The 19,605-nt window shown below is 62.6% G+C and carries 12 protein-coding genes and 2 tRNA genes; 5 read left to right on the top strand and 9 right to left on the bottom strand.

Translation table 11 applies throughout. The features are described 5' to 3' along the window. Positions 1-8: 8 nt before the first annotated feature. A complete protein-coding gene (locus tag AC01FP_RS02405; protein WP_474477702.1) occupies positions 9-1,754 on the bottom strand; it encodes a phosphodiester glycosidase family protein in 1,746 nt (581 codons plus the stop codon). A gap of 163 nt (positions 1,755-1,917) precedes the next feature. Between AC01FP_RS02405 and AC01FP_RS02400 the strand changes: the two genes are divergently transcribed. Further along, the gene (locus AC01FP_RS02400; protein ID WP_474477699.1) at positions 1,918-6,516 is read left to right on the top strand and encodes a glutamate synthase-related protein; all 4,599 of its coding nucleotides are present in this window, start codon (positions 1,918-1,920) and stop codon (positions 6,514-6,516) included. Here the strand turns inward: AC01FP_RS02400 and lipA are convergent. Next, positions 6,513-7,382 carry a lipoyl synthase gene (gene lipA / locus AC01FP_RS02395; RefSeq protein WP_474477697.1) on the bottom strand — a complete coding sequence of 290 codons (870 nt, stop codon included), beginning with the start codon at positions 7,380-7,382 and terminating at the stop codon, positions 6,513-6,515. The two genes, AC01FP_RS02400 and lipA, sit on opposite strands and share 4 nt — an antisense overlap. 107 nt (positions 7,383-7,489) lie before the next feature. Between lipA and AC01FP_RS02390 the strand changes: the two genes are divergently transcribed. Beyond that, positions 7,490-7,563 (top strand) — tRNA-Pro (locus AC01FP_RS02390). Positions 7,564-7,569: 6 nt separating this feature from the next. On the opposite strand, the gene cobJ is transcribed toward AC01FP_RS02390, so the two are convergent. After that, on the bottom strand, positions 7,570-9,405 hold the full coding sequence (cobJ, locus tag AC01FP_RS02385) for a precorrin-3B C(17)-methyltransferase (protein WP_474477694.1): 1,836 nt from the start codon (positions 9,403-9,405) through the stop codon (positions 7,570-7,572). After that, the gene (locus AC01FP_RS02380) at positions 9,402-10,544 is read right to left on the bottom strand and encodes a hypothetical protein (protein WP_474477691.1); all 1,143 of its coding nucleotides are present in this window, start codon (positions 10,542-10,544) and stop codon (positions 9,402-9,404) included. Before AC01FP_RS02380 ends, cobJ begins: the two co-directional genes overlap by 4 nt. A gap of 616 nt (positions 10,545-11,160) precedes the next feature. Here AC01FP_RS02380 and psaA point away from each other — a divergent pair. Both psaA and psaB read left to right on the top strand, forming a co-directional pair. Further along, positions 11,161-13,464: a photosystem I core protein PsaA gene (gene psaA / locus AC01FP_RS02375; protein WP_474477688.1), complete on the top strand. Its 2,304-nt coding sequence runs from the start codon at positions 11,161-11,163 to the stop codon at positions 13,462-13,464. 19 nt (positions 13,465-13,483) lie between these two features. Continuing rightward, positions 13,484-15,691: a photosystem I core protein PsaB gene (gene psaB, locus AC01FP_RS02370; RefSeq protein ID WP_474477685.1), complete on the top strand. Its 2,208-nt coding sequence runs from the start codon at positions 13,484-13,486 to the stop codon at positions 15,689-15,691. 284 nt (positions 15,692-15,975) lie between these two features. Here the strand turns inward: psaB and AC01FP_RS02365 are convergent, their stop codons facing one another. The 4 genes from AC01FP_RS02365 to AC01FP_RS02350 all read right to left on the bottom strand — a co-directional run bounded on the left by AC01FP_RS02365 (position 15,976) and on the right by AC01FP_RS02350 (position 18,506). Then, positions 15,976-16,467, bottom strand: coding sequence for a photosystem I reaction center subunit XI (locus AC01FP_RS02365; protein WP_474477683.1), 492 nt, complete (start codon positions 16,465-16,467; stop codon positions 15,976-15,978). A 46-nt stretch (positions 16,468-16,513) separates the two neighbouring features. After that, positions 16,514-16,630 carry a photosystem I reaction center subunit VIII gene (locus tag AC01FP_RS02360; protein WP_474477759.1) on the bottom strand — a complete coding sequence of 39 codons (117 nt, stop codon included), beginning with the start codon at positions 16,628-16,630 and terminating at the stop codon, positions 16,514-16,516. Between the two features lie 108 nt (positions 16,631-16,738). After that, complete coding sequence (locus tag AC01FP_RS02355; protein ID WP_474477756.1) at positions 16,739-17,713, bottom strand: glycosyltransferase family 2 protein; 975 nt, start codon at positions 17,711-17,713, stop codon at positions 16,739-16,741. A gap of 25 nt (positions 17,714-17,738) precedes the next feature. Then, the gene (locus AC01FP_RS02350; protein ID WP_474477680.1) at positions 17,739-18,506 is read right to left on the bottom strand and encodes a C40 family peptidase; all 768 of its coding nucleotides are present in this window, start codon (positions 18,504-18,506) and stop codon (positions 17,739-17,741) included. A 41-nt stretch (positions 18,507-18,547) separates the two neighbouring features. Here AC01FP_RS02350 and AC01FP_RS02345 point away from each other — a divergent pair, with 41 nt between their 5' ends. After that, positions 18,548-19,495: a serine hydrolase gene (locus AC01FP_RS02345; protein WP_474477676.1), complete on the top strand. Its 948-nt coding sequence runs from the start codon at positions 18,548-18,550 to the stop codon at positions 19,493-19,495. A 17-nt stretch (positions 19,496-19,512) separates the two neighbouring features. Here the strand turns inward: AC01FP_RS02345 and AC01FP_RS02340 are convergent. Next, a tRNA-Ser gene (locus tag AC01FP_RS02340) sits at positions 19,513-19,601 on the bottom strand. Positions 19,602-19,605 lie beyond the last annotated feature (4 nt).

Here is a 19,605-nt window from a genome sequence, read left to right as displayed (position 1 = left end):
CAGCCGTCTCACGGCACCAGACCAATGCCGTTGTGAATGGATCCTGCCACACCCCGACCGCTCACCTGTAGGGATCCCCCCAGCACCAGCCCCGTGGAGCTACCCCCATCAAGATTCAAGGCGTCTTGAAGCCCCAGCTGTTGCAAGAGCATGGCGGCTTCCCCCAGCGTGGGACCGCTGTCCTGGATCCCTTCCATGGTGATCAGCCACACCTGGCGGTCGTCTCTGGCGAGCACGGTGCGGGGTGCCCCTTGGCTGAGAAAGGCGGCGCTGAAGTTTTCGACTGCGCCGTTGAGCACGATTCGGCCAGCTTGCAACAGCAACGGTCCACCGCCGATCACGTTTGCTGCGGTGCCTAAGTTGCTGCTTGAGCGGCTTTCGATCTGGAGCTGGTCGCCTGAGACCCAGGGTAAGCTCGCTCCACCCCGCCCTACCAGCAGCAGGTCATCGCCCCGTAGCGGCACGCCCGCCTCCAGTTCGGCGGTGCCAAGCTGCTGCCGCACCAGGCCACCCTGAATTAATAGGCCAGTTTCAGAGCCACTCAGGGCTCGGTAGCTGGGTCCCCAGTCGGCGGTGTAGCTGCTTATGCCTCGCTGCACATAACCACTGTTGACAACAAGGACCGGCAGTCGATGTGCGCCTGGGCCCACCACCCATTGCGAAAGCTGCAGCCGGCCAAAGTTGGGCAGGCTGCTTTCGTCCCAGGCAGCCACGCCCCGATTCAAAATTGGCCCAGACAGCCAACGGCCGTTTTGTTTTAGAGCCCCTAGGGGCAGACGCCGCACTCGGTTGAAGTAACCACCATTGATGGCTACCCAGGCTCGTTGCTGATTAGCGAGTTGCACCAGGGAACTGAGTCCTTCCATGGCTCCAGGCCTCGCCAGGGGCCGTAGCTGCAGCGAGGCACTGCGTGGATCAACGCGGATCGCGTTGATGCGCACCCCCTGGCGCACTAAGCGATCCCACTGCAATTCATTGCCAAGCAGGGCCTGCAGGCGTGGATCAATCGGGGCTGGACTGTCAGTGCGGGTGGAGGTCCCCTTGTCCGGCCACTCGATCACCACCCGGTTGGGTTCGCCCAGGCTGAATACCCGGTTCAATTTGGCTGCGGAGGGTTTGAGCCTCAGCCCGGCTCTGTCCTGCTGGGCCTGGAGGCCCAAGCTCCCCAGCAGGGTCTTTTGGTCGCTGCGGCTGAGCAGGTCGACCACGAGTCCGCCGTCATCTTTAGTAATGGCCGCCGGTCCGTTCACATCGAGCACGATGCGCTTCACAGGGCCAGGGTTTGAGCTGCGCACCTGGAGCAGCTGAGGCTTGGCAAGCTCCAGGCTGAGCAGGCTGCCCTCCTGGCGTATGCCCACGCCGATCCTGCTAAACAGGCCGCTCACGTCTACCGCCACCTCGTCTTCAAGGCTGCGTTGGGCGCTGGCGGGCACCTTGAGTTCCTGGCCAAACCACTCCAGCTCCAGAGCGCCATCGCTGCGGCCGCGGCTGGTGACCCCGAGCTGGTTCTCAAGCACCTCCAAGGGAATCCACAGTTGTTGGGGCGTGTCGCCCAAGCCATCCACCCACAGCCAGCGGGCGCTCTGGAGCCGGCCATTGATGCCGATCCTGCTGCCCAGGCCCTGGCGCTCTGGTGCTGCGGCGTCACCGATTGGGGGCGGCGGCGGCGGTGGCGGCCTCAGGGGGATGGCCTGGCTGACCGCTGGTAGACACAAAACCAGGAGCCAGGGGACTAAGGACGCAGTAGAGGCCATGGGCCAGTCCGTCCGATAGCTACGAAAGCTAGCCCTCTTTAAAGGATGGGGTGCCCTGGTTTTGGGATATGCATCCCTAGGATCAGCCACTCTGCTGCCGCTAACACCTACGGGTGTTCTGCGGCGCTGCCCTGACAGATCAACTGCCGGACCGTCTCGGGTTATGCCTCATTCCTCTCGCCCTGTTTGGCCCCATTGCGACAGCGCCGCTCCAGCGGCTGTGGCTGGTGAGAAGGACGCCTGTGGCGTGGGCTTTCTGGCCAACCTTCAGGGCGAAGCCAGCCACTGGGTGCTGCAGCAGGCCCTGCGCGGCCTCGATTGCATGGAGCACCGCGGTGGTTGTGGCGGCGATGGTGATTCCGGTGATGGGGCCGGTGTGCTCTGCGGCATCCCCTGGAGTTTTTTGGAACAGGTGTGGCCCGAGGCGGCGGCAGCCAAAGGATCGGCTCGTGGGCTGGGCATGGTTTTCTTGCCAGCCGATGCCGCAAAGCGCGAGCAGGCCAAGCTTTTTTGTGATGATGAGGCCGCCAAGCTGGGGCTGAGCAGCCAGGGTTGGCGAGAAGTACCTCTGGATGCAACTGTGCTCGGCCCCTTGGCCCGCCAGACCGCGCCGGCCATCGAGCAGTGGCTTATCGCCGGCGATCAAGCCGGTGATGACCTTGAAGCCCTTCTGTTCAGACTGCGCCGGCGTTGCGGCGATCGGGCCCGCGCCGTTTGGGGGCCAGGACCTGCTGATCTCTACTTCGCTTCCCTGAGTAGCCGCACTGTTGTCTACAAAGGAATGGTGCGCTCAGCGGTGCTGTCCGCTTTTTATGGCGACCTGCGCGATCCACGCTTTGCCGTGAGCTTCGCGGTTTACCACCGCCGCTTCAGCACCAACACCCTGCCCCGCTGGCCCCTGGCCCAGCCCATGCGGCTGCTCGGCCACAACGGCGAGATCAATACTTTGTTGGGCAACATCAACTGGGCAAGGGCTTCGGAAGCCAATCTCGATGCGGTGTGGGGGGAGGCGGCTGCAGAACTGAAGCCAGTGGTGAACCCCGCCTTCAGCGATTCTGCCAACCTCGACGCCACCCTTGAACTGCTGGTACGCAGCGGCAGGCCGATCACCGAGAGCTTGCTCACCCTGGTGCCAGAAGCTTTCCGCGACCAGCCCGAGCTGGCAGATAAGCCCGATATCCAGTCTTTTTACGAGTATTCCGCCTGCACCCAGGAGCCCTGGGATGGTCCGGCCCTGCTGGTGTTCGCCGATGGTCGCTGCGTGGGAGCGACCCTCGATCGCAACGGCCTGCGCCCAGCCCGCTACTGCATTACCAGCGATGGTTTCGTGGTGATGGGCTCAGAAACCGGGGTGGTCGAGCTTGAGGAGAGCCGCATCATCGAAAAGGGTCGCCTCGGCCCTGGCCAGATGCTGGCAGTGGATCTGGAGCAGGGCCGCCTGTTGCGCAATTGGGAGGTGAAGGCCGAGGTGGCCGCCCGCCATCCCTACGGTGACTGGTTGGCGCAGCACCGCCGCAATCTCGCTCCCCAGCCCTGGTCCCAGGAGCGTCAGCTGGGGAATCTGGAGCTGCTCCAAAAGCAAACAGCCTTCGGCTTCACTGCCGAGGATTTCGATCTGGTGATCGAAGACATGGCTGGTGCGGCCAAGGAGCCCACTTATTGCATGGGTGACGACATTCCCCTGGCAGTGCTATCAGGCAAACCCCATCTTCTTTACGACTACTTCAAGCAGCGTTTCGCCCAAGTCACCAACCCGCCGATCGACCCCCTGCGCGAAAAGCTGGTGATGAGCCTGGAGATGCATCTGGGTAAGCGGGGCTCGCCGCTGTGCCCCGAAGCTGCCTCGGCAGCAGTGTTGCATTTGGCAAGTCCGATCCTCAACGAGGCGGAGCTTGTAGAGGTTGGCCGGCAGGGCCTGCCCACAACGACCCTTTCCACGCTGATGCTTGTTACCGACGGTCCTGGAGGCCTCGAGGTTGCGGTGCAGCGCCTGCGCAGCGCAGCCGAGGCGGCCGTGCGTGCTGGCAGTCAGATCCTGGTGCTGAGCGATCGGGGCGGCGAGGCTGGTGGGATCAATGCCACTACGGCCACCATCCCACCGCTGCTGGCTGTGGGCGCGGTGCATCACCACCTGCTCAACTTGGGCCTGCGGCTGCAGGCTTCCCTGGTAGTGGAAACGGCCCAGTGCTGGAGTACCCATCACCTGGCCTGCCTGATCGGTTACGGCGCCAGTGCCGTTTGCCCTTGGCTCACCTGGGAAACAAGCCGCCACTGGCTGGCCCACCCCCGGGTGCAGAAGCTGATTGAAACCGGCAAGCTGCCGGCGCTCAGCCCTGACCAGGTGCAGGCAAATGTGCGCAAGGCCCTTGAAGACGGCCTGCGCAAGATCCTCTCCAAGATCGGCATTTCACTGCTGGCGAGTTATCACGGCGCCCAGATCTTTGAGGCAATTGGCCTTGGTGCCGATCTGATCCAGTTGGCCTTCAGCGGCACCACCAGCCGGGTGGCGGGCCTCAGTTTGGGTGAGCTGGCCAGCGAAACCCTCAGCTTCCATGCCAAGGCGTTTCCTGAGCTCAACCGGACCAAGCTCGAGTTCATGGGCTTCGTGCAATACCGCACTGGCGGCGAGTTTCACCTCAACAGCCCAGAGATGGCTAAAGCCCTGCATGCCGCCGTCAAGGCGGGCCCCGGCTACGACCACTTCTCCACCTACAAAACCTTGCTGGAGAACCGGCCGGTAACGGCCCTGCGGGACCTGCTGGAGCTCAAACCCGCTCCCGCCCCGCTGCCGATCGAGCAGGTGGAGAGCGTGGAGAGCATCTGCAGCCGCTTTTGTACTGGTGGCATGAGCCTGGGGGCCCTCTCCCGCGAGGCCCACGAAGTGCTGGCCATCGCCATGAACCGTATCGGCGGCAAGAGCAACAGCGGTGAGGGCGGCGAGGATCCGGCCCGCTTCGGGCTGCTCACCGATGTGGACGGCGGCGGTCATTCGCCGACCCTGCCCAGTCTCAATGGCCTGCGCAACGGAGATACCGCCTGCTCCGCCATCAAGCAGATCGCCTCAGGGCGTTTCGGTGTTACGCCCGAATATCTGCGCAGTGGCCGTCAGCTGGAGATCAAGGTGGCCCAGGGGGCCAAGCCGGGCGAGGGCGGACAGCTGCCCGGCCCCAAGGTGGATCCTTACATCGCCTGGCTGCGCAACAGCAAGGCCGGTGTGGCGCTGATTTCGCCGCCTCCCCATCACGACATCTATTCAATTGAGGATCTGGCCCAGCTAATCCACGATCTGCACCAGGTGCATCCCGCCGCCAAGGTGAGCGTGAAGCTGGTGGCCGAGATCGGCATCGGCACGATCGCCGCGGGGGTGGCCAAGGCCAACGCCGATGTGATTCAGATCTCCGGCCACGACGGCGGCACGGGCGCTTCACCGCTGAGTTCGATCAAACATGCCGGCAGTCCCTGGGAGCTAGGCCTCACCGAGGTGCACCGGTCGCTGCTAGAGAACGGTCTGCGAGATCGGGTGCTGCTGCGGGCCGATGGCGGCCTCAAAACCGGCTGGGACGTGATCATCGCTGCCTTGCTGGGCGCCGAGGAATACGGCTTCGGCTCGGTGGCGATGATCGCCGAGGGCTGCATCATGGCCCGCGTCTGCCACACCAACAATTGCCCGGTGGGGGTGGCCACCCAGAAGGAAAACCTTCGCAAGCGCTTCCCCGGCGTGCCCGAGCACGTGGTGAATTTCTTCCTGTTCGTGGCCGAGGAGGTGCGTCAGCTGCTGAGCGTGCTTGGCGTGGCCCGCCTCGAAGAGCTGATCGGCCGCAGTGAATTGCTGCAGCCCCGGGCCGTGGCTCTCGCCAAAACCAGCGCCCTTGATCTCTCCTGCCTGATTGACCCGATCCCCGCTGCTGCTGATCGCAGCTGGCTTCAGCACGACGCCCAGGCCCATGGCAATGGACAAATCCTGGAAGATCAGCTGCTGGCCGATGCCGAGGTGATGGCGGCTATCGAGGGCCACGGCCGCGTGGCCCGCACCCTGACGATCGTCAACACAGATCGCAGCGTGGGCGCCCGCCTCTCCGGTGAGATTGCGGCGCGCCACGGCAACACCGGCTTCCAGGGCCAACTGGATCTCACCTACCTAGGGGCAGCTGGTCAGAGCTTCGGGGCCTTCGTGCTTCAGGGCATGAACGTGCGCCTAGTGGGAGAAGCCAACGACTATGTGGGCAAGGGCCTCAATGGTGGACGCCTCAGCGTGGTGCCCCCCGCCGGCGTCAACGACCCTGGCAACCAGGTGATCCTGGGCAACACCTGTCTCTATGGCGCCACAGGTGGAGAGCTGTTTGCCCTAGGCCGCGCCGGTGAGCGCTTTGGCGTGCGCAATAGCGGGGCCAAAACCGTGGTGGAGGGCGCCGGCGATCACTGCTGCGAATACATGACCGGTGGCGTGGTAGTGGTGCTGGGCAGCACCGGCCGCAACGTGGCCGCCGGTATGACCGGTGGTGTGGCCTTCATCCTCGATGAGAGTGGTGGCCTGGCTGAGCGGGTTAACCCTGAGATCGTGGCCATTTGTGAGCTCACTACTCCTGAGCAGGAAGTCCTGCTCAAGCCCTTGCTGCAGGCCCACGTCGAAGCCACCGGCAGCGCCAAGGCAGCTGAGATCTTGGCGGATTGGCCCACCTGGAAGGGACGCTTCAAACTACTGGTGCCCCCCAGCGAGAAGGCCAGCGTGGGTCTGGCGGAACGGCAGGCCGTGGCGGCCTAGCGCGGATACTCCCGCATCAGCCGCTGCACCTCGCCGGCGTGGTAGCTGCTGCGGGTGAGCGGGCTGCTCACCACCTGCAGGAAGCCGAGCTCCTGCTCACCGTGCTGCTTGAAAGCCGCAAATTGTTCCGGGGTCACGAAGCGATCCACCGGCAGGTGCTTTGGGCCTGGGGAGAGGTACTGGCCGATAGTGACGATGTCCACCTGGTGGCTGCGTAGATCGGCCATTACCTCTTTCACCTCAACGTCGCTCTCACCCAGGCCAGTCATCAGGCCGGATTTGGTGTAGGTGCGCGGCCAGCCGCTACGCACCCGCTGCAGCAGCTCCAGGGAGCGCTCGTAGAGGCCCTGGGGGCGGGCCTTTTTATAGAGCCTGGGCACCGTTTCGATGTTGTGATTGAGCACTTCAGGGGCGCCTTCCATTACGGCGGCCAGGGCGTCCCAGTTGCCGCAGAAATCGGGGATCAGTAGCTCGATCGTGGTGAGCGCTGATAGCTTTCTGACCTGCTCAATGCAGGCGACAAACTGGCTGGCGCCCCCATCGGCCAGGTCGTCGCGGTTGACCGAGGTGATCACCACGTGGCTCAGGCCCAGGCGCGCCACCGCTTCGCCCAGTCGCTCAGGTTCGCTGGGGTCGAGCTCCCGCACGCTTTTGTCGAAGTCGATGTCGCAGTAGGGGCAGGCCCGGGTGCAGCCAGGCCCCATGATCAAAAAGGTGGCCGTGCCGCCGGCAAAGCACTCGCCGATATTGGGGCAGCTGGCCTCCTGGCAGACGGTGTTGAGCTTGAGATCCTGCAGCAGGTCTGCCACCTCACCGATGCGCTCCCGCTGGGGGGCCTTGACGCGCAGCCAGTCGGGTTTGAGCAAGGCGCCAGTAGGGCCCCGGGGGGCCAGAAGAAGGGCTAAGTCCAACTTTAGGAAGCCAGCGGCAGGCCAAGGCCTACAGCCGAGTTGATCCCCTAAACTCGGCTCATCGGGATGTGGCGCAGCTTGGTAGCGCACTTCGTTCGGGACGAAGGGGCCGCAGGTTCGAATCCTGTCATCCCGATTTTTTTCACCTGAGCTCGGCTCCTGGGTAACCCCTGGGGGTCACCATGCGACCGTCTTTGGCATAGCTGGTGCTGTTGCCAATCAGCACTAGGGTCAGCATGTCCACTTGCTCCACCGGTAACGCGCCCAGGCTGTGCAGGCTGACGGCCTCATCGGCTCGCCCCAGTTGGCGGGCCAGGGCCACCGGTGTGGAGGCCGGCCGGCCCTCCAGCAGCAGCTCCCTGGCTCGGGCCAGTTGCCAGTCGCGCCCCAAGGAGCGGGGGTTGTAGAGGGCTACTACAAAGTCCCCCGCAGCCGCTGCTTGCAGCCGCTTTTCGATCACTTCCCAAGGGGTTAGTCGGTCGCTGAGGCTGATGGTGCAGAAATCGTGCATCAAGGGAGCTCCGGCCCTGGCGGCGGCGAGTTGCAGGGCCGAGATGCCCGGATGCACGCTGAAGCTGGGCCGGCCATCGGCTGGGCTGGCCAGCCACAGCTCTAGGGCTAGGCCGGCCATGGCGTAGATGCCGCTGTCGCCAGAAGAGACCAGGGCCACATTCAGCCCCTGGCTCGCTAGCTCCAGGGCCAGGGCGCAGCGGGCCCGCTCCTCGGTGAGTTGGCCGTTCCAGCGCAGCTGATCAGGTCGCCGCAGCGGTTCAAGCAGGTCGAGGTAGAGGCCGTAGCCCACCCACACCGTGGCTTCCGCCAGGGCGCGGCGCGCATCCGCAGTGAGCAGCTCCAGGCTGCCCGGCCCACTGCCCACCAGGTGCAGCTGGCCCCGCTCGGGCGCCCATTGACTCTCGGCCAGAGCCACCGCCAGGGTGGCTGCCCCGTGCTCGCCTGGGTTGGCATGCTCGATGCGCTTGGTTTGCAGTAATTGGGCTGCTGGGCCAGCTGCTAGCAGGGCTGCGGCCTCGGCCACGCTGGCGGTGCCCATTTCCTGGGCCACGGCCGCCGATGGGGTGGGCACCGGCACTGCTGCTAGGGATTCGGCCCCAAACCAGCGCACTGGCCAGCCTCGTTTAGCTGCTAAAGCAAGTAGGGCAGGTTCATCGGCCTTGCGGTCGATGCTCGCTAAACCAGCTACGGATTCAGGTGCCAGTTGCTGGTCGCCCAGGGTCTGTTCCAGCAAGCGCTCCAGCAGGCTCAGGCTGGTGCTGCGTTCACAGCCCATACCAAGCCACAGGCTCGGCGGATGCCAGCGGCAGCCAGCGCCGGTGTGGATATCTACGACCAGATCTGCCTCTGGGTTCTCGCCAGATCCACTGCCAGTGTCACCAGCGCGCTCTCTTAGGCAGGTGGCGGCCTCTAGCTCTAGCCAGCGGCGGCTGCCGTGGTGAGCTTCCAGTCGCAGCGGTTGATCCAGATGGGCTGCCTTACGCATCAGGGCGCTCCAATCGCCCTTTCCCCGCTGCCAACCCCAGTCTTTGCCGAAGCTGTCGAGGCTCAGTAAGCCTGCTGCAGCCGTTGCCCCGGTGAGCACGGCCTGGCCGCCTAGGCAGGCGGCAATCTGGTGGCTCAGTCGCTCGGCCCCGGCCGCGTGCCCCCCTAGCAGGGGAATGGCGAACCGACCCTGGGGATCCACCACCACCACGGCGGGATCGCTCGCTTTATTACCGAGCAGCGGCGCAATCAGCCTGGTCACCAGGCCACAGGCACCAACGATTACAAAGCCGCTGGCCGTTGACCACTGCTCAACTAAGCAGGCCCCTGCGGCGGGCTGGTCATTAGGCCCCACCCGGGCGTCGATCAGGCCGGCCTGAAGGAGCCCTGCCAGCACCGGGGTGCTGGCAGGGCTGAAGCCCAGGCCCCAGCGGCGGGCGCGCGGCGCGTCCTGCTCGGGGCGGTTGTTTGGTGAAGTCACGTTTCTAGCTTCTGACGCAGCCCGGCCAGGGGGCCCGGCGGCTTGGGCTTGAGCAGGGAACCATCTGGATTCAGCTGGCTGCGGGCCGATCCCCCCAGGTTGGTGGAGACGCTGAGCCGATCGGTGGGGGCCGCAGTAGGGGGGGTCTCTGCTTCTGGGGCATCTTGCTGCGCAGGTTCGGCTGACTCAGCTTCAACAGCGGGCTCCAGCTCAGGCAGTTGTTCTTGTACAGGCAGGGGTTCTGGTTCCGGCGAAGCCTCCGGTTCAAGTGGGGATTGGGGTTCGCTGGCCGGCGGCGGATTGATTTCTATTGCTGCTACTTGTGCCTCTGGTTCTGTTCCTGGAGCCGCAGGCGTTGCAGGCTCCTCTCCCAGCAGCTGGGCTAACTCGCTGGCATCCAGACGCCCCCGCTGCCAACTGGGCGTGGGCGAGGAACTATTAATTGTCACCTCGCTCACCAAGGTGTTGAAGGGGGGGTTGAGGGGGGCGCCGCGGCCATCAACCAGCTCCATCAGCACGCTGTTGCTGCCGCTGTGCCAGCCCTTGAGCCACAGAGGCGAGTTCTGATCTACCAAAAAACTGTCCCCGTTGATCGTCACCCGCAGGCGCCAGCTGCCGTCGTTGTCGCGCAGGCCCTGGAGGGGAGCGTCTATTAACAGCCAGTCGAGCAGCACCGGTTCACGACCGGTCAGATCTGCTGGGCTTACGCCGATCAACTGGGGCGTGCCGAGCTGGGGAGTTGCCAGGGGATTGGCGGCCACCCGGTTCACCCTCACCTGGTCCCAGGCTCCCGGGCTTTTCACCACTTCACCCCAGGGTTTGGCCGCGTAGGCGGTCAGGCGGTGGCTGCCTGGACCCAGGGGCGGCAGTTCGGCTTCTAGGCGGGTTGGGTCTTGCCCAGAGCGTGAGGCGGTTAGGCGTTGGGGAGGTAGGTCATCTACTTGCACCACCAGGTGGGGCCCCAGCCCGAGGGGTCCCGCATCAACTAAAGGCCAATCACGAACCTGCATTTGCAACTTGATCGGGCCACTAGGCAGCTCACTGCCATCCCGCGGCACTTGGATCGATACCTGGGGCTGGCGTTCGGCCAGGGCCGCTTGAACTTGTTGTACGGCGGCAGGTGGCGCGACTTCCTGCAAGCGGCCACTGGGCGCTTGAGGGGGAAGAGGCGCTGGGTCTGGACCGCTGCTGCGGCTGGCCGCTGCGCGATTGCAGCCAGCTGGCAGCAGTAACACCGCCGCTAGCAGGATTGTCAGCAGTCGCTGCCGCCATCTGACGGGGCGACATGGGATAGCTGGATGGGTTGCGCTGCCTGCGCCCACGCTGGGTTGCTCAGCCGATAGTTGTCGCATTCTGCTGGCTGGTGCCACCCAGGGAAAACAGCTGTGGGAGATAGCCGTTTTTGACTGCCTCTAAGTAATAAAAAACCGCCTGCAAGATGGCTGAAGTTGATGATTCTTTCTGTTCTGTAAAGCCCTGTGCTGGCCTGGGAAACGCCGGGATTGAACCTTTGTAACTGCAAGCCAAAACCTCTTGTAAACGACCCCTATACTTCGGCCAGCGGTCCCCTATTTGGGGCCCAAAGCTCCAGCTGTGGCAAGAGGTTTCGCGTTTTCGCGGCCCCCTTCCCGGTTGGTGCCCATGACTGCCCGGAGGCTTCGGCCGCCGGCCGTTCATGGGGCCCAACGGCAGTCCCTCCGGTCTGCTGCAGGGGTGGACCCACCACCTCGATCCCGTCCCTCGAGGAACGTCTCGATGACCATCAGCCCACCAGAGCGTGGGGAAAAGGCGAAGGCCATGGTCGACCGGAACCCAGTTCCGGCCACCTTCGAACTGTTCGGCAAGCCCGGCCATTTCGATCGCAGCCTTGCCAAAGGTCCCAAAACCACCACATGGGTTTGGAACCTCCACGCCAATGCTCACGATTTCGACAGTCACACGAGTGATCTAGAAGAGGTCTCTCGCAAGATCTTTTCGGCCCACTTCGGCCATTTGGCCGTCATCTTCATCTGGCTAAGTGGCGCCTTCTTCCACGGAGCGCGCTTCTCCAACTACACCGGTTGGTTGACAGACCCCCTGCACGTCAAGCCTTCGGCGCAGGTGGTGTGGCCCATTTTCGGCCAGGAAATTCTCAATGGAGACATGGGTGCCGGCTTCCACGGCATTCAGATCACCTCCGGCCTTTTCCATGTATGGAGGGCTTGGGGAATCACCAATGAAACCCAGCTGATGGCCTTGGCCATCGGTGCGTTGGTGATGGCCGGCTTGATGCTCAATGCCGGTGTCTTCCATTACCACAAGGCAGCTCCAAAGCTCGAGTGGTTCCAGAACGTTGAGTCGATGCTCAACCACCATCTGGCTGGCCTGCTCGGCCTGGGATCCCTCTCTTGGACAGGACACCTGTTGCATGTGTCCCTGCCTACCTCTGCGCTGATGGAGGCCATCGACGCCGGCCAGCCGCTGGCGCTCAATGGCAAGATCATTGCCACTTATGCCGACATTCCCCTGCCCCACGAGTTCCTGAATCAGGACTTGATCGCCCAGATATTCCCCGGTTTCGGGGCTGGCGTCTCAGCCTTCTTCACGGGTAACTGGGCTGCTTACAGCGATTTCCTCACCTTTAAAGGTGGATTGAATCCTGTGACCGGCAGCCTCTGGATGACCGACATCGCGCATCACCACTTGGCGATCGCGGTGCTGTTCATTGTGGCCGGCCATATGTATCGCACCAACTGGGGCATCGGTCACAGCATTAAGGAGATTCTCCAGGGCCAGAAGGGAGATCCCCTGCTGTTTCCCGCTCCCAATGGTCATGACGGACTCTTCGAGTTCATGACCACCAGCTGGCACGCCCAATTGGCTGTGAACCTGGCGATGCTCGGCTCTCTGAGCATCATCGTGGCCCAGCATATGTATGCGATGCCTCCCTATCCCTACATCGGGATTGATTACCCCACCCAGCTGTCGATATTCACCCATCACATGTGGATCGGTGGTTTCTTGGTTGTTGGTGCTGGTGCGCATGCCGCTATCGCGATGATTCGCGATTACGACCCTGCCAAGCACGTCGATAACGTGCTGGATCGTGTGCTCAAGGCCCGTGATGCCCTGATCAGCCACCTCAACTGGGTGTGCATCTGGCTCGGCTTCCATAGTTTTGGCCTTTATATCCACAACGACACGATGCGTGCCTTGGGGCGTCCCCAAGACATGTTCAGCGATTCCGCCATTGCCCTCAAGCCTGTCTTCGCGCAGTGGATTCAGGGTCTGCACGCTGCTGCTGCTGGTAGCACCGCGCCCAACGCCCTTGCGGGTGTGAGCGAAGTGTTCAACGGCGCTGTTGTTGCAGTTGGTGGCAAGGTGGCGATCGGACCGATCCCCCTAGGAACGGCCGACTTCATGGTTCACCACATCCATGCCTTCACGATCCACGTAACCGTGCTGATCCTGCTGAAGGGTGTGTTGTATGCCCGCAGCTCCCGCCTAGTTCCTGACAAGGCGAATCTGGGCTTCCGCTTCCCCTGCGACGGCCCTGGCCGTGGCGGTACCTGCCAGGTGTCGGCTTGGGACCATGTGTTCCTTGGCCTGTTCTGGATGTACAACTCCCTGTCGATTGTCATTTTCCACTTCTCCTGGAAGATGCAGAGCGACGTGTGGGGCACCGTCAACGCTGATGGCAGCGTCCAGCACATCACCAACGGCAACTTCGCCCAGAGCGCCATCACCATCAACGGCTGGTTGCGCGACTTCCTCTGGGCCCAGGCAGCCCAGGTGATCAACAGCTACGGCTCCAGTTCCAGTGCCTATGGCCTGATGTTCCTGGGTGCCCACTTCATCTGGGCCTTCAGCCTGATGTTCCTGTTCAGTGGCCGCGGCTATTGGCAGGAGCTGATTGAGTCCATCGTTTGGGCTCACAACAAGCTGAGGGTTGCTCCGGCTATCCAGCCGCGGGCTCTCTCGATCACCCAGGGTCGTGCTGTCGGTGTCGCTCACTATTTGTTGGGCGGTATTGCAACAACCTGGGCATTTTTCCTGGCCCGCATCGTCGCGGTCGGCTGACCTTTTCTGACCTCTCCCAATGGCAACGAAATTTCCTTCGTTCAGCCAGGGTCTGGCACAGGACCCGACAACCCGCCGGATTTGGTACGGCATTGCCACGGCTCACGATTTCGAGAGCCACGACGGCATGACCGAGGAGCGGCTTTACCAAAAGCTGTTCTCAACCCACTTCGGTCACCTGGCCATCATTGGCCTCTGGGTTTCGGGCAACCTGTTCCATATCGCCTGGCAGGGCAACTTTGAGCAGTGGGTCGCCGATCCTCTGCATGTCCGTCCCATCGCTCATGCGATCTGGGATCCCCACTTCGGCCAAGGGGCAATCGCCGCCTTCACTCAGGCTGGCGCTTCCTCCCCTGTAAACATTGCTTATTCGGGTCTGTACCACTGGTGGTACACGATCGGTATGACCACCAACGCTGAGCTTTATCAGGGTTCCATCTTCATGATGATCCTGTCGGCTTGGGCCCTGTTTGCAGGCTGGCTCCACCTTCAGCCCAAGTTTCGGCCATCCTTGGCCTGGTTCAAGAATGCTGAATCCCGCCTAAACCACCACCTGGCGGTTCTGTTTGGCTTTAGTTCCATCGCTTGGACCGGTCACCTGGTTCACGTGGCTATCCCTGAGGCCCGTGGTCAGCATGTTGGGTGGGACAACTTCCTCTCCGTGCTGCCTCACCCCGCTGGTTTGGCTCCGTTCTTCACCGGCAACTGGGGCGTTTACGCCCAAAATCCAGACACCGTTTATCAGCAGTTCGGAACTGCTGAGGGTTCTGGCACCGCGATCCTCACCTTCCTGGGTGGCTTCCACCCCCAAACGGAAGCCCTGTGGCTCACGGACATCGCCCACCACCATCTAGCGATCGGTTGCATCTTTGTGATCGCTGGCCACATGTACCGGACCAACTTCGGTATCGGCCACTCGATTCGCGAGATTCTGGATGCCCACAACCCGCCCAAAGGCACTCCTGGTGACCTCGGGGCTGGCCACAAGGGTCTCTACGACACGATCAACAATTCGCTCCACTTCCAGCTCGCTCTGGCGTTGGCGTCTTTGGGTGTGGTAACCAGTCTGGTGGCTCAGCACATGTATGCGATGCCGTCCTATGCGTTTATCGCTAAGGACTACACAACGCAGGCAGCGCTTTATACCCACCACCAGTACATCGCCATCTTCCTGATGTGCGGTGCTTTCGCTCACGGTGCGATCTTCTTAATCCGTGACTACGACCCGGAAGCCAACAAGGACAACGTGTTGGCCCGTGTGCTTGAGCACAAGGAAGCCATCATCAGCCACCTGAGCTGGGTCTCCCTGTTCCTCGGATTCCACACCCTTGGTCTCTACGTTCATAACGACGTGGTGGTGGCCTTTGGTACTCCTGAGAAGCAGATCTTGGTGGAGCCCGTCTTTGCCCAATTCGTCCAGGCCGCTTCCGGCAAGGCGATGTACGGCATGGATGTGCTGCTTTCTAATTCAGCTTCAGCGGCTAGTACCGCTAGTGCTGTTTATCTGCCTGGTTGGATAGATGCAATCAACGGCGGCAATGATCTGTTCCTGCAGATTGGTCCTGGTGACTTCCTTGTTCACCACGCTATTGCCCTCGGACTGCACACCACGACTCTGATCCTGGTGAAAGGTGCCCTTGATGCTCGGGGTTCCAAGCTGATGCCCGATAAAAAGGACTTCGGCTATTCGTTCCCCTGCGACGGCCCTGGCCGTGGTGGTACCTGCGACATTAGTGCCTGGGACTCTTTCTATCTGAGTGTCTTCTGGGCTTTGAATACCGTTGGTTGGGTTACCTTCTACTGGCATTGGAAGCACCTCGCCATTTGGCAGGGCAACGTGGCTCAGTTCAACGAATCCAGCACCTATTTAATGGGCTGGTTCCGCGACTACCTTTGGCTCAACTCCTCTCAGCTGATCAACGGTTACAACCCGTTTGGCAGCAACAACCTGGCCGTCTGGTCCTGGATGTTCCTGTTCGGTCACCTGGTTTGGGCCACCGGTTTCATGTTCCTGATCTCCTGGCGCGGCTACTGGCAGGAACTGATTGAGACCATCGTCTGGGCGCATCAGCGCACCCCGCTCGCCAACCTCGTTGGCTGGCGCGATAAGCCTGTCGCTCTTTCGATCGTCCAGGCTCGTGTGGTGGGTCTTGCTCACTTCACGATCGGCTACATACTCACGTATGCAGCCTTCCTGATTGCTTCTACCTCGGGCAAGTTCGGCTAACCGCGGCCTGCTTGTTCCCTCGAGGGACGAATTAACCCCGGCGCAGGCTGGGGTTTTTTGTTGGCTGCCGGCTACGTGGAGACTTTTTGGTAGCTGTGCTGCACAAGCGTTTGGTCTGTGCACTGAGGCTCATCGTCTTCTGTGTATTGGGCTCGTTCGCCGCTGCGGTTATTCGCCGTTGCGCTGCCCCTTCAGTCACTTTTGATCGTGGCGTATCCAATACAAGTTCAATAAAAAAGCCCCGCCTAGGCGGGGCTTTTAGGGGTCTCAGTGTCGCTCGAGATTCAGTTGACGCTCCAAACGCCGCCAGCGATGTTGACAAGCGGTGAAACGATCGCTGTGCCAGCCAGGAACCAGGCAAAGGCGGCGCCACCGCAGCCACCCAGCCAGAAACCACTGGCAAATTCTGCCCAGCCAGCCTTGGTGAACAGGTCTGCGGGAGGGTTGTCGATGGTGGCGTCAGCCGGCTGGATGTTGGGTCCGTTGCCAGCGGTGCCGTAGATCGAGAGACATACGGTCAAGATCGATACCAGCCCAATGCTGGCGAGTAATCCAGCGGTGCTGGCGTACTCGGTGAGCCGCAGGGGCCCACAGACTGCGAAGGGTCCGTAGAGAAAGAAGCCGTGGGCCATGCCCACTTCCAAACCACGACGGTTTGGGGATAGGGAAGGGCGGTAGGCGGGCAGGGCATTTATGAAGGCCCTGCTGAAATAGCTGCTGTTGACGGGGGTTGCCAGATTGCCGACGCAGGGGTCGGCCACGGGGGTCACGGTCATGGTGGCGGGGATAGGCGGTGAGGCTGAGCGACGGCTTGGGTCGGGCTCAGTCGCGGGCTTCGATCACGTTGAAAAGCAGGGCCATGGCTACGGCTGGGCCAAGGATTCCAACAAGTGGGACTAACACCGAGGGCAACCAAGCGGCAGCAAATACTCCAGTCATGGCGCGGGCCAATAGCAACCATCAATACTGTACGGAGGCCACTCGATGCAGCCTTAGGGGCTGGCTAGGGCGACATAAAAATTCAATCCCAGCACCTCTTAACTTCCTTCATGTGTCGCTTCCCCGCAAGGTGGCGCGCACCCGATAGATAGGCCGCCCCTGGCTTTCGTGGTACGTGCGCATCTGCAGTTCGGCCAGCAGGCCAAAGCAGAAGAGCTGCACCCCGGTGAGAAAACTCAGTAGGGCCATCATCAGCAGGGGGCGATCGCCGATGTCGGCACCAAGCAGTAGTTTTTCGCCCAGCAGCCAGAGTCCGATCAGCAGGCCTGCGCCCATGGCGGCCAGGCCGCCGAAGCCGAAGACATGCATCGGCCTGGTTACAAAGCGTTTCATGAACCAGACCGTCAGCAGGTCCATCAGCACGCGAAAAGTGCGGTCGAGCCCGTACTTGCTCTCCCCAAAACGACGGGGATGGTGGTTCACCTTCACCTCGCTGATCCGGGCACCTTCGATGAAGGCCAGGGCAGGTAGGAAGCGGTGTAGTTCGCCGTAGAGGTTGAGGTCACTCACTACCTCGCGCCGATAAGCCTTGAGGGAGCAGCCGTAGTCGTGGAGGCGCACCCCAGTGACCTGGGTGATCAGGCTGTTGGCGATGCGGCTGGGCAGCAGCCGTTGCATGGCCGCATCCTGGCGCTGGTGACGCCAGCCGCTTACAAGGTCGAAGCCTTGCTCGAGCTCGGCCAGGAGTAGGGGGATATCGGCTGGGTCGTTCTGCAGATCGCCATCGAGGGTCACGATCACCGCCCCGCCGCTGGCGTCAAAACCGGCCGCCATGGCCGCCGTCTGGCCGTAGTTGCGGCGCAGCAGCACGGCCACCAGCTCCGGAACCGTGGCGGCCAGCTGGCTGAGCAGCTTCGCTGTGCCGTCCTTGGACCCGTCGTCTACCAGCACCAACTCAAAGGCCAGCTGCAGCGGTCGCAGTGCCGCCAGCAACTGCTCCACCAACTGGGGCAGGCTCTCCTCCTCGTTGTAGAGGGGCACCACGATGGAAAGGTCGGGCTGTCCTATCCCCGTTTGCTGCATTTCCTTACTCGCCCTGGCGTTGACCCTAGGTGGGTAGGGGACTGCCGTCATGGCTGTGCATGACCCGCCCCGCTCCCCGCAGTTCCAGCCTGTAGTGGCGCGCCACCGGATCGGGGTTGTGGGGCGCTAGGTCGTCGAGGCCAATGCCGTTGCGGCCGTGGGCGACGCCGGAGCTATGTAGATAGTGGCCGCCACCTAGGTGCAGTCCCACGTGGCTGCAGCGCTGGGGTGTGCCAAAAAAGATCAGGTCGCCTGGCTCCAGCAACTGCACCTGGCTCGGTTGCACCGCCACCGGCTGACAGAAACGCTCCTGCAGGTAGGCATCGCGCGGAATCCAGATGCCGGCGCTGGCATAGGCCCGCTGCACTAGCCCAGAGCAGTCGTAGTTGGGGCCCAAGCTGCCGCCCCATAGGTAGGTGTTGGCTAGGCGCTGGGCTGCCTGAGCGAAGCTCAGCACCTGCTCCAGCCTGCGGGCAATGCTGCAGCGCTGCAGGAGTTGGGGCTGGGGCGGGGAGCAGGCCACTGCTCGCCCCAGCAGGGCATTGGGCTCAAGCCAGCCTGGGTAGCCATCGTCGAGCAGTCGTACCCGCAGGCGCATTCCTGGCCCTGAAGCTGCAGGGCTGGTCAGGATTTTCAGGTGGCGGCTCGGCCAGGCCTGGCTGGCTAGCCCCTCACCGCGGGCCTGGCTGTAGAGGTCGACGCTGCCAGTGAGCTGCCAGTTCGTGCCGGCGAGGAGCCATTCCGGCGCGGCTGGGGTGCCGGCAGCCAGCCGGGCTGGGTTGATTGTGTCCACTGTCAGCACAGCTAATCTCGCCAATACGTTGGCCGGCGGTGATGGCTTTTTACAGCCCCGAACCAGCCATGGCTCAGATCCTGGCCGATCTGGTGCGGGCTTTAGAGCTGGAGGGGCGGCCTGGTTTGGCCCAGCACCTTTCCATTACCTGGCTCCGCTACGACCAGCCCTTGCTTGGCCGAGCAGCCGATCTCGATCCCGATCAGTTCTGGGCCCAGCCGGCGCAGGGGGCTAGCTGGGCTGGGGATCGGCCCCGCTACCCAGCCAGCGTGGTGAAGCTGGTGTACATGGTGGCGGCTGAGGCCTGGCGTCAGGCTGATTTGCTTGCGGATACGCCCGAGCTGCGGCGTGCTCTCTCAGACATGATTCGCGACTCCAGCAACGACGCCACCTCTTTAGTAGTGGATTTGCTGAGTGGCACCACCAGCGGCCCCTCTCTGCCCCCCGAGCGCATGGCCCACTGGGTGGAGCAGCGTCAGCTTGTGAATCGTTGGCTGAGCGAGCTTGGCTGGCCGGAGCTGCAGGGCTGCAATGCTTGCCAGAAAACCTGGGGAGAAGGGCCCTACGGACGAGAGCGGGACTTTTACGGCACCGAGCTTGAAAACCGCAATCGCCTCAGCACTGACGCGGTAGCCCGTCTTTTGCAGGCCGTGCTGGCGTCGGCCCTGGTGTCGCCACCAGCCTGTGCCCGTATGGCTTGCTTGCTGGCTCGCAGCCTGGATCCGGCACTGAGGCTTGCGGATCCAGAAAACCAGGTGGATGGCTTCATTGGTGAGGGTTTGCCTCTGGGCTCTCGCCTCTGGAGCAAGGCGGGCTGGATGAGCCAGGCCCGGCACGATGCTGCCTACGTGGAGCTGCCAGCTGAGGGCTCAATGCCAAAAGCGGGGCCCTTCCTGCTGGTGATTTTTTCCGAAGGCCAGGCCTGCGCTAAGGATCCCAAACTCCTACCCGAAATAGCTAGCCGGCTGGCCGCAGCCAGCCTTCAGTAAGCATCGGGGCTTAACAACGGAGAGGGAGGGATTCGAACCCTCGACAAGAGTTGCCTCCTGTAACTCCTTAGCAGGGAGCCGCTTTCAACCACTCAGCCACCTCTCCAGGG

The organism is Cyanobium sp. NIVA-CYA 375, from assembly GCF_056108345.1.
This window is presented reverse-complemented; position numbering and strand designations above follow the sequence as displayed.

Excerpts from the sequence above, each read along its gene's own strand:
- AC01FP_RS02405 (WP_474477702.1), bottom strand. The coding sequence starts at position 1,754 with ATGGCCTCTACTGCGTCCTTAGTCCCCTGGCTCCTGGTTTTGTGTCTA.
- AC01FP_RS02400 (WP_474477699.1), top strand. The coding sequence starts at position 1,918 with ATGCCTCATTCCTCTCGCCCTGTTTGGCCCCATTGCGACAGCGCCGCT.
- psaA (WP_474477688.1), top strand. The coding sequence starts at position 11,161 with ATGACCATCAGCCCACCAGAGCGTGGGGAAAAGGCGAAGGCCATGGTC.
- psaB (WP_474477685.1), top strand. The coding sequence starts at position 13,484 with ATGGCAACGAAATTTCCTTCGTTCAGCCAGGGTCTGGCACAGGACCCG.
- AC01FP_RS02365 (WP_474477683.1), bottom strand. The coding sequence starts at position 16,467 with ATGACCGTGACCCCCGTGGCCGACCCCTGCGTCGGCAATCTGGCAACC.
- AC01FP_RS02360 (WP_474477759.1), bottom strand. The coding sequence starts at position 16,630 with ATGACTGGAGTATTTGCTGCCGCTTGGTTGCCCTCGGTGTTAGTCCCA.
- AC01FP_RS02355 (WP_474477756.1), bottom strand. The coding sequence starts at position 17,713 with ATGCAGCAAACGGGGATAGGACAGCCCGACCTTTCCATCGTGGTGCCC.
- AC01FP_RS02345 (WP_474477676.1), top strand. The coding sequence starts at position 18,548 with ATGGCTTTTTACAGCCCCGAACCAGCCATGGCTCAGATCCTGGCCGAT.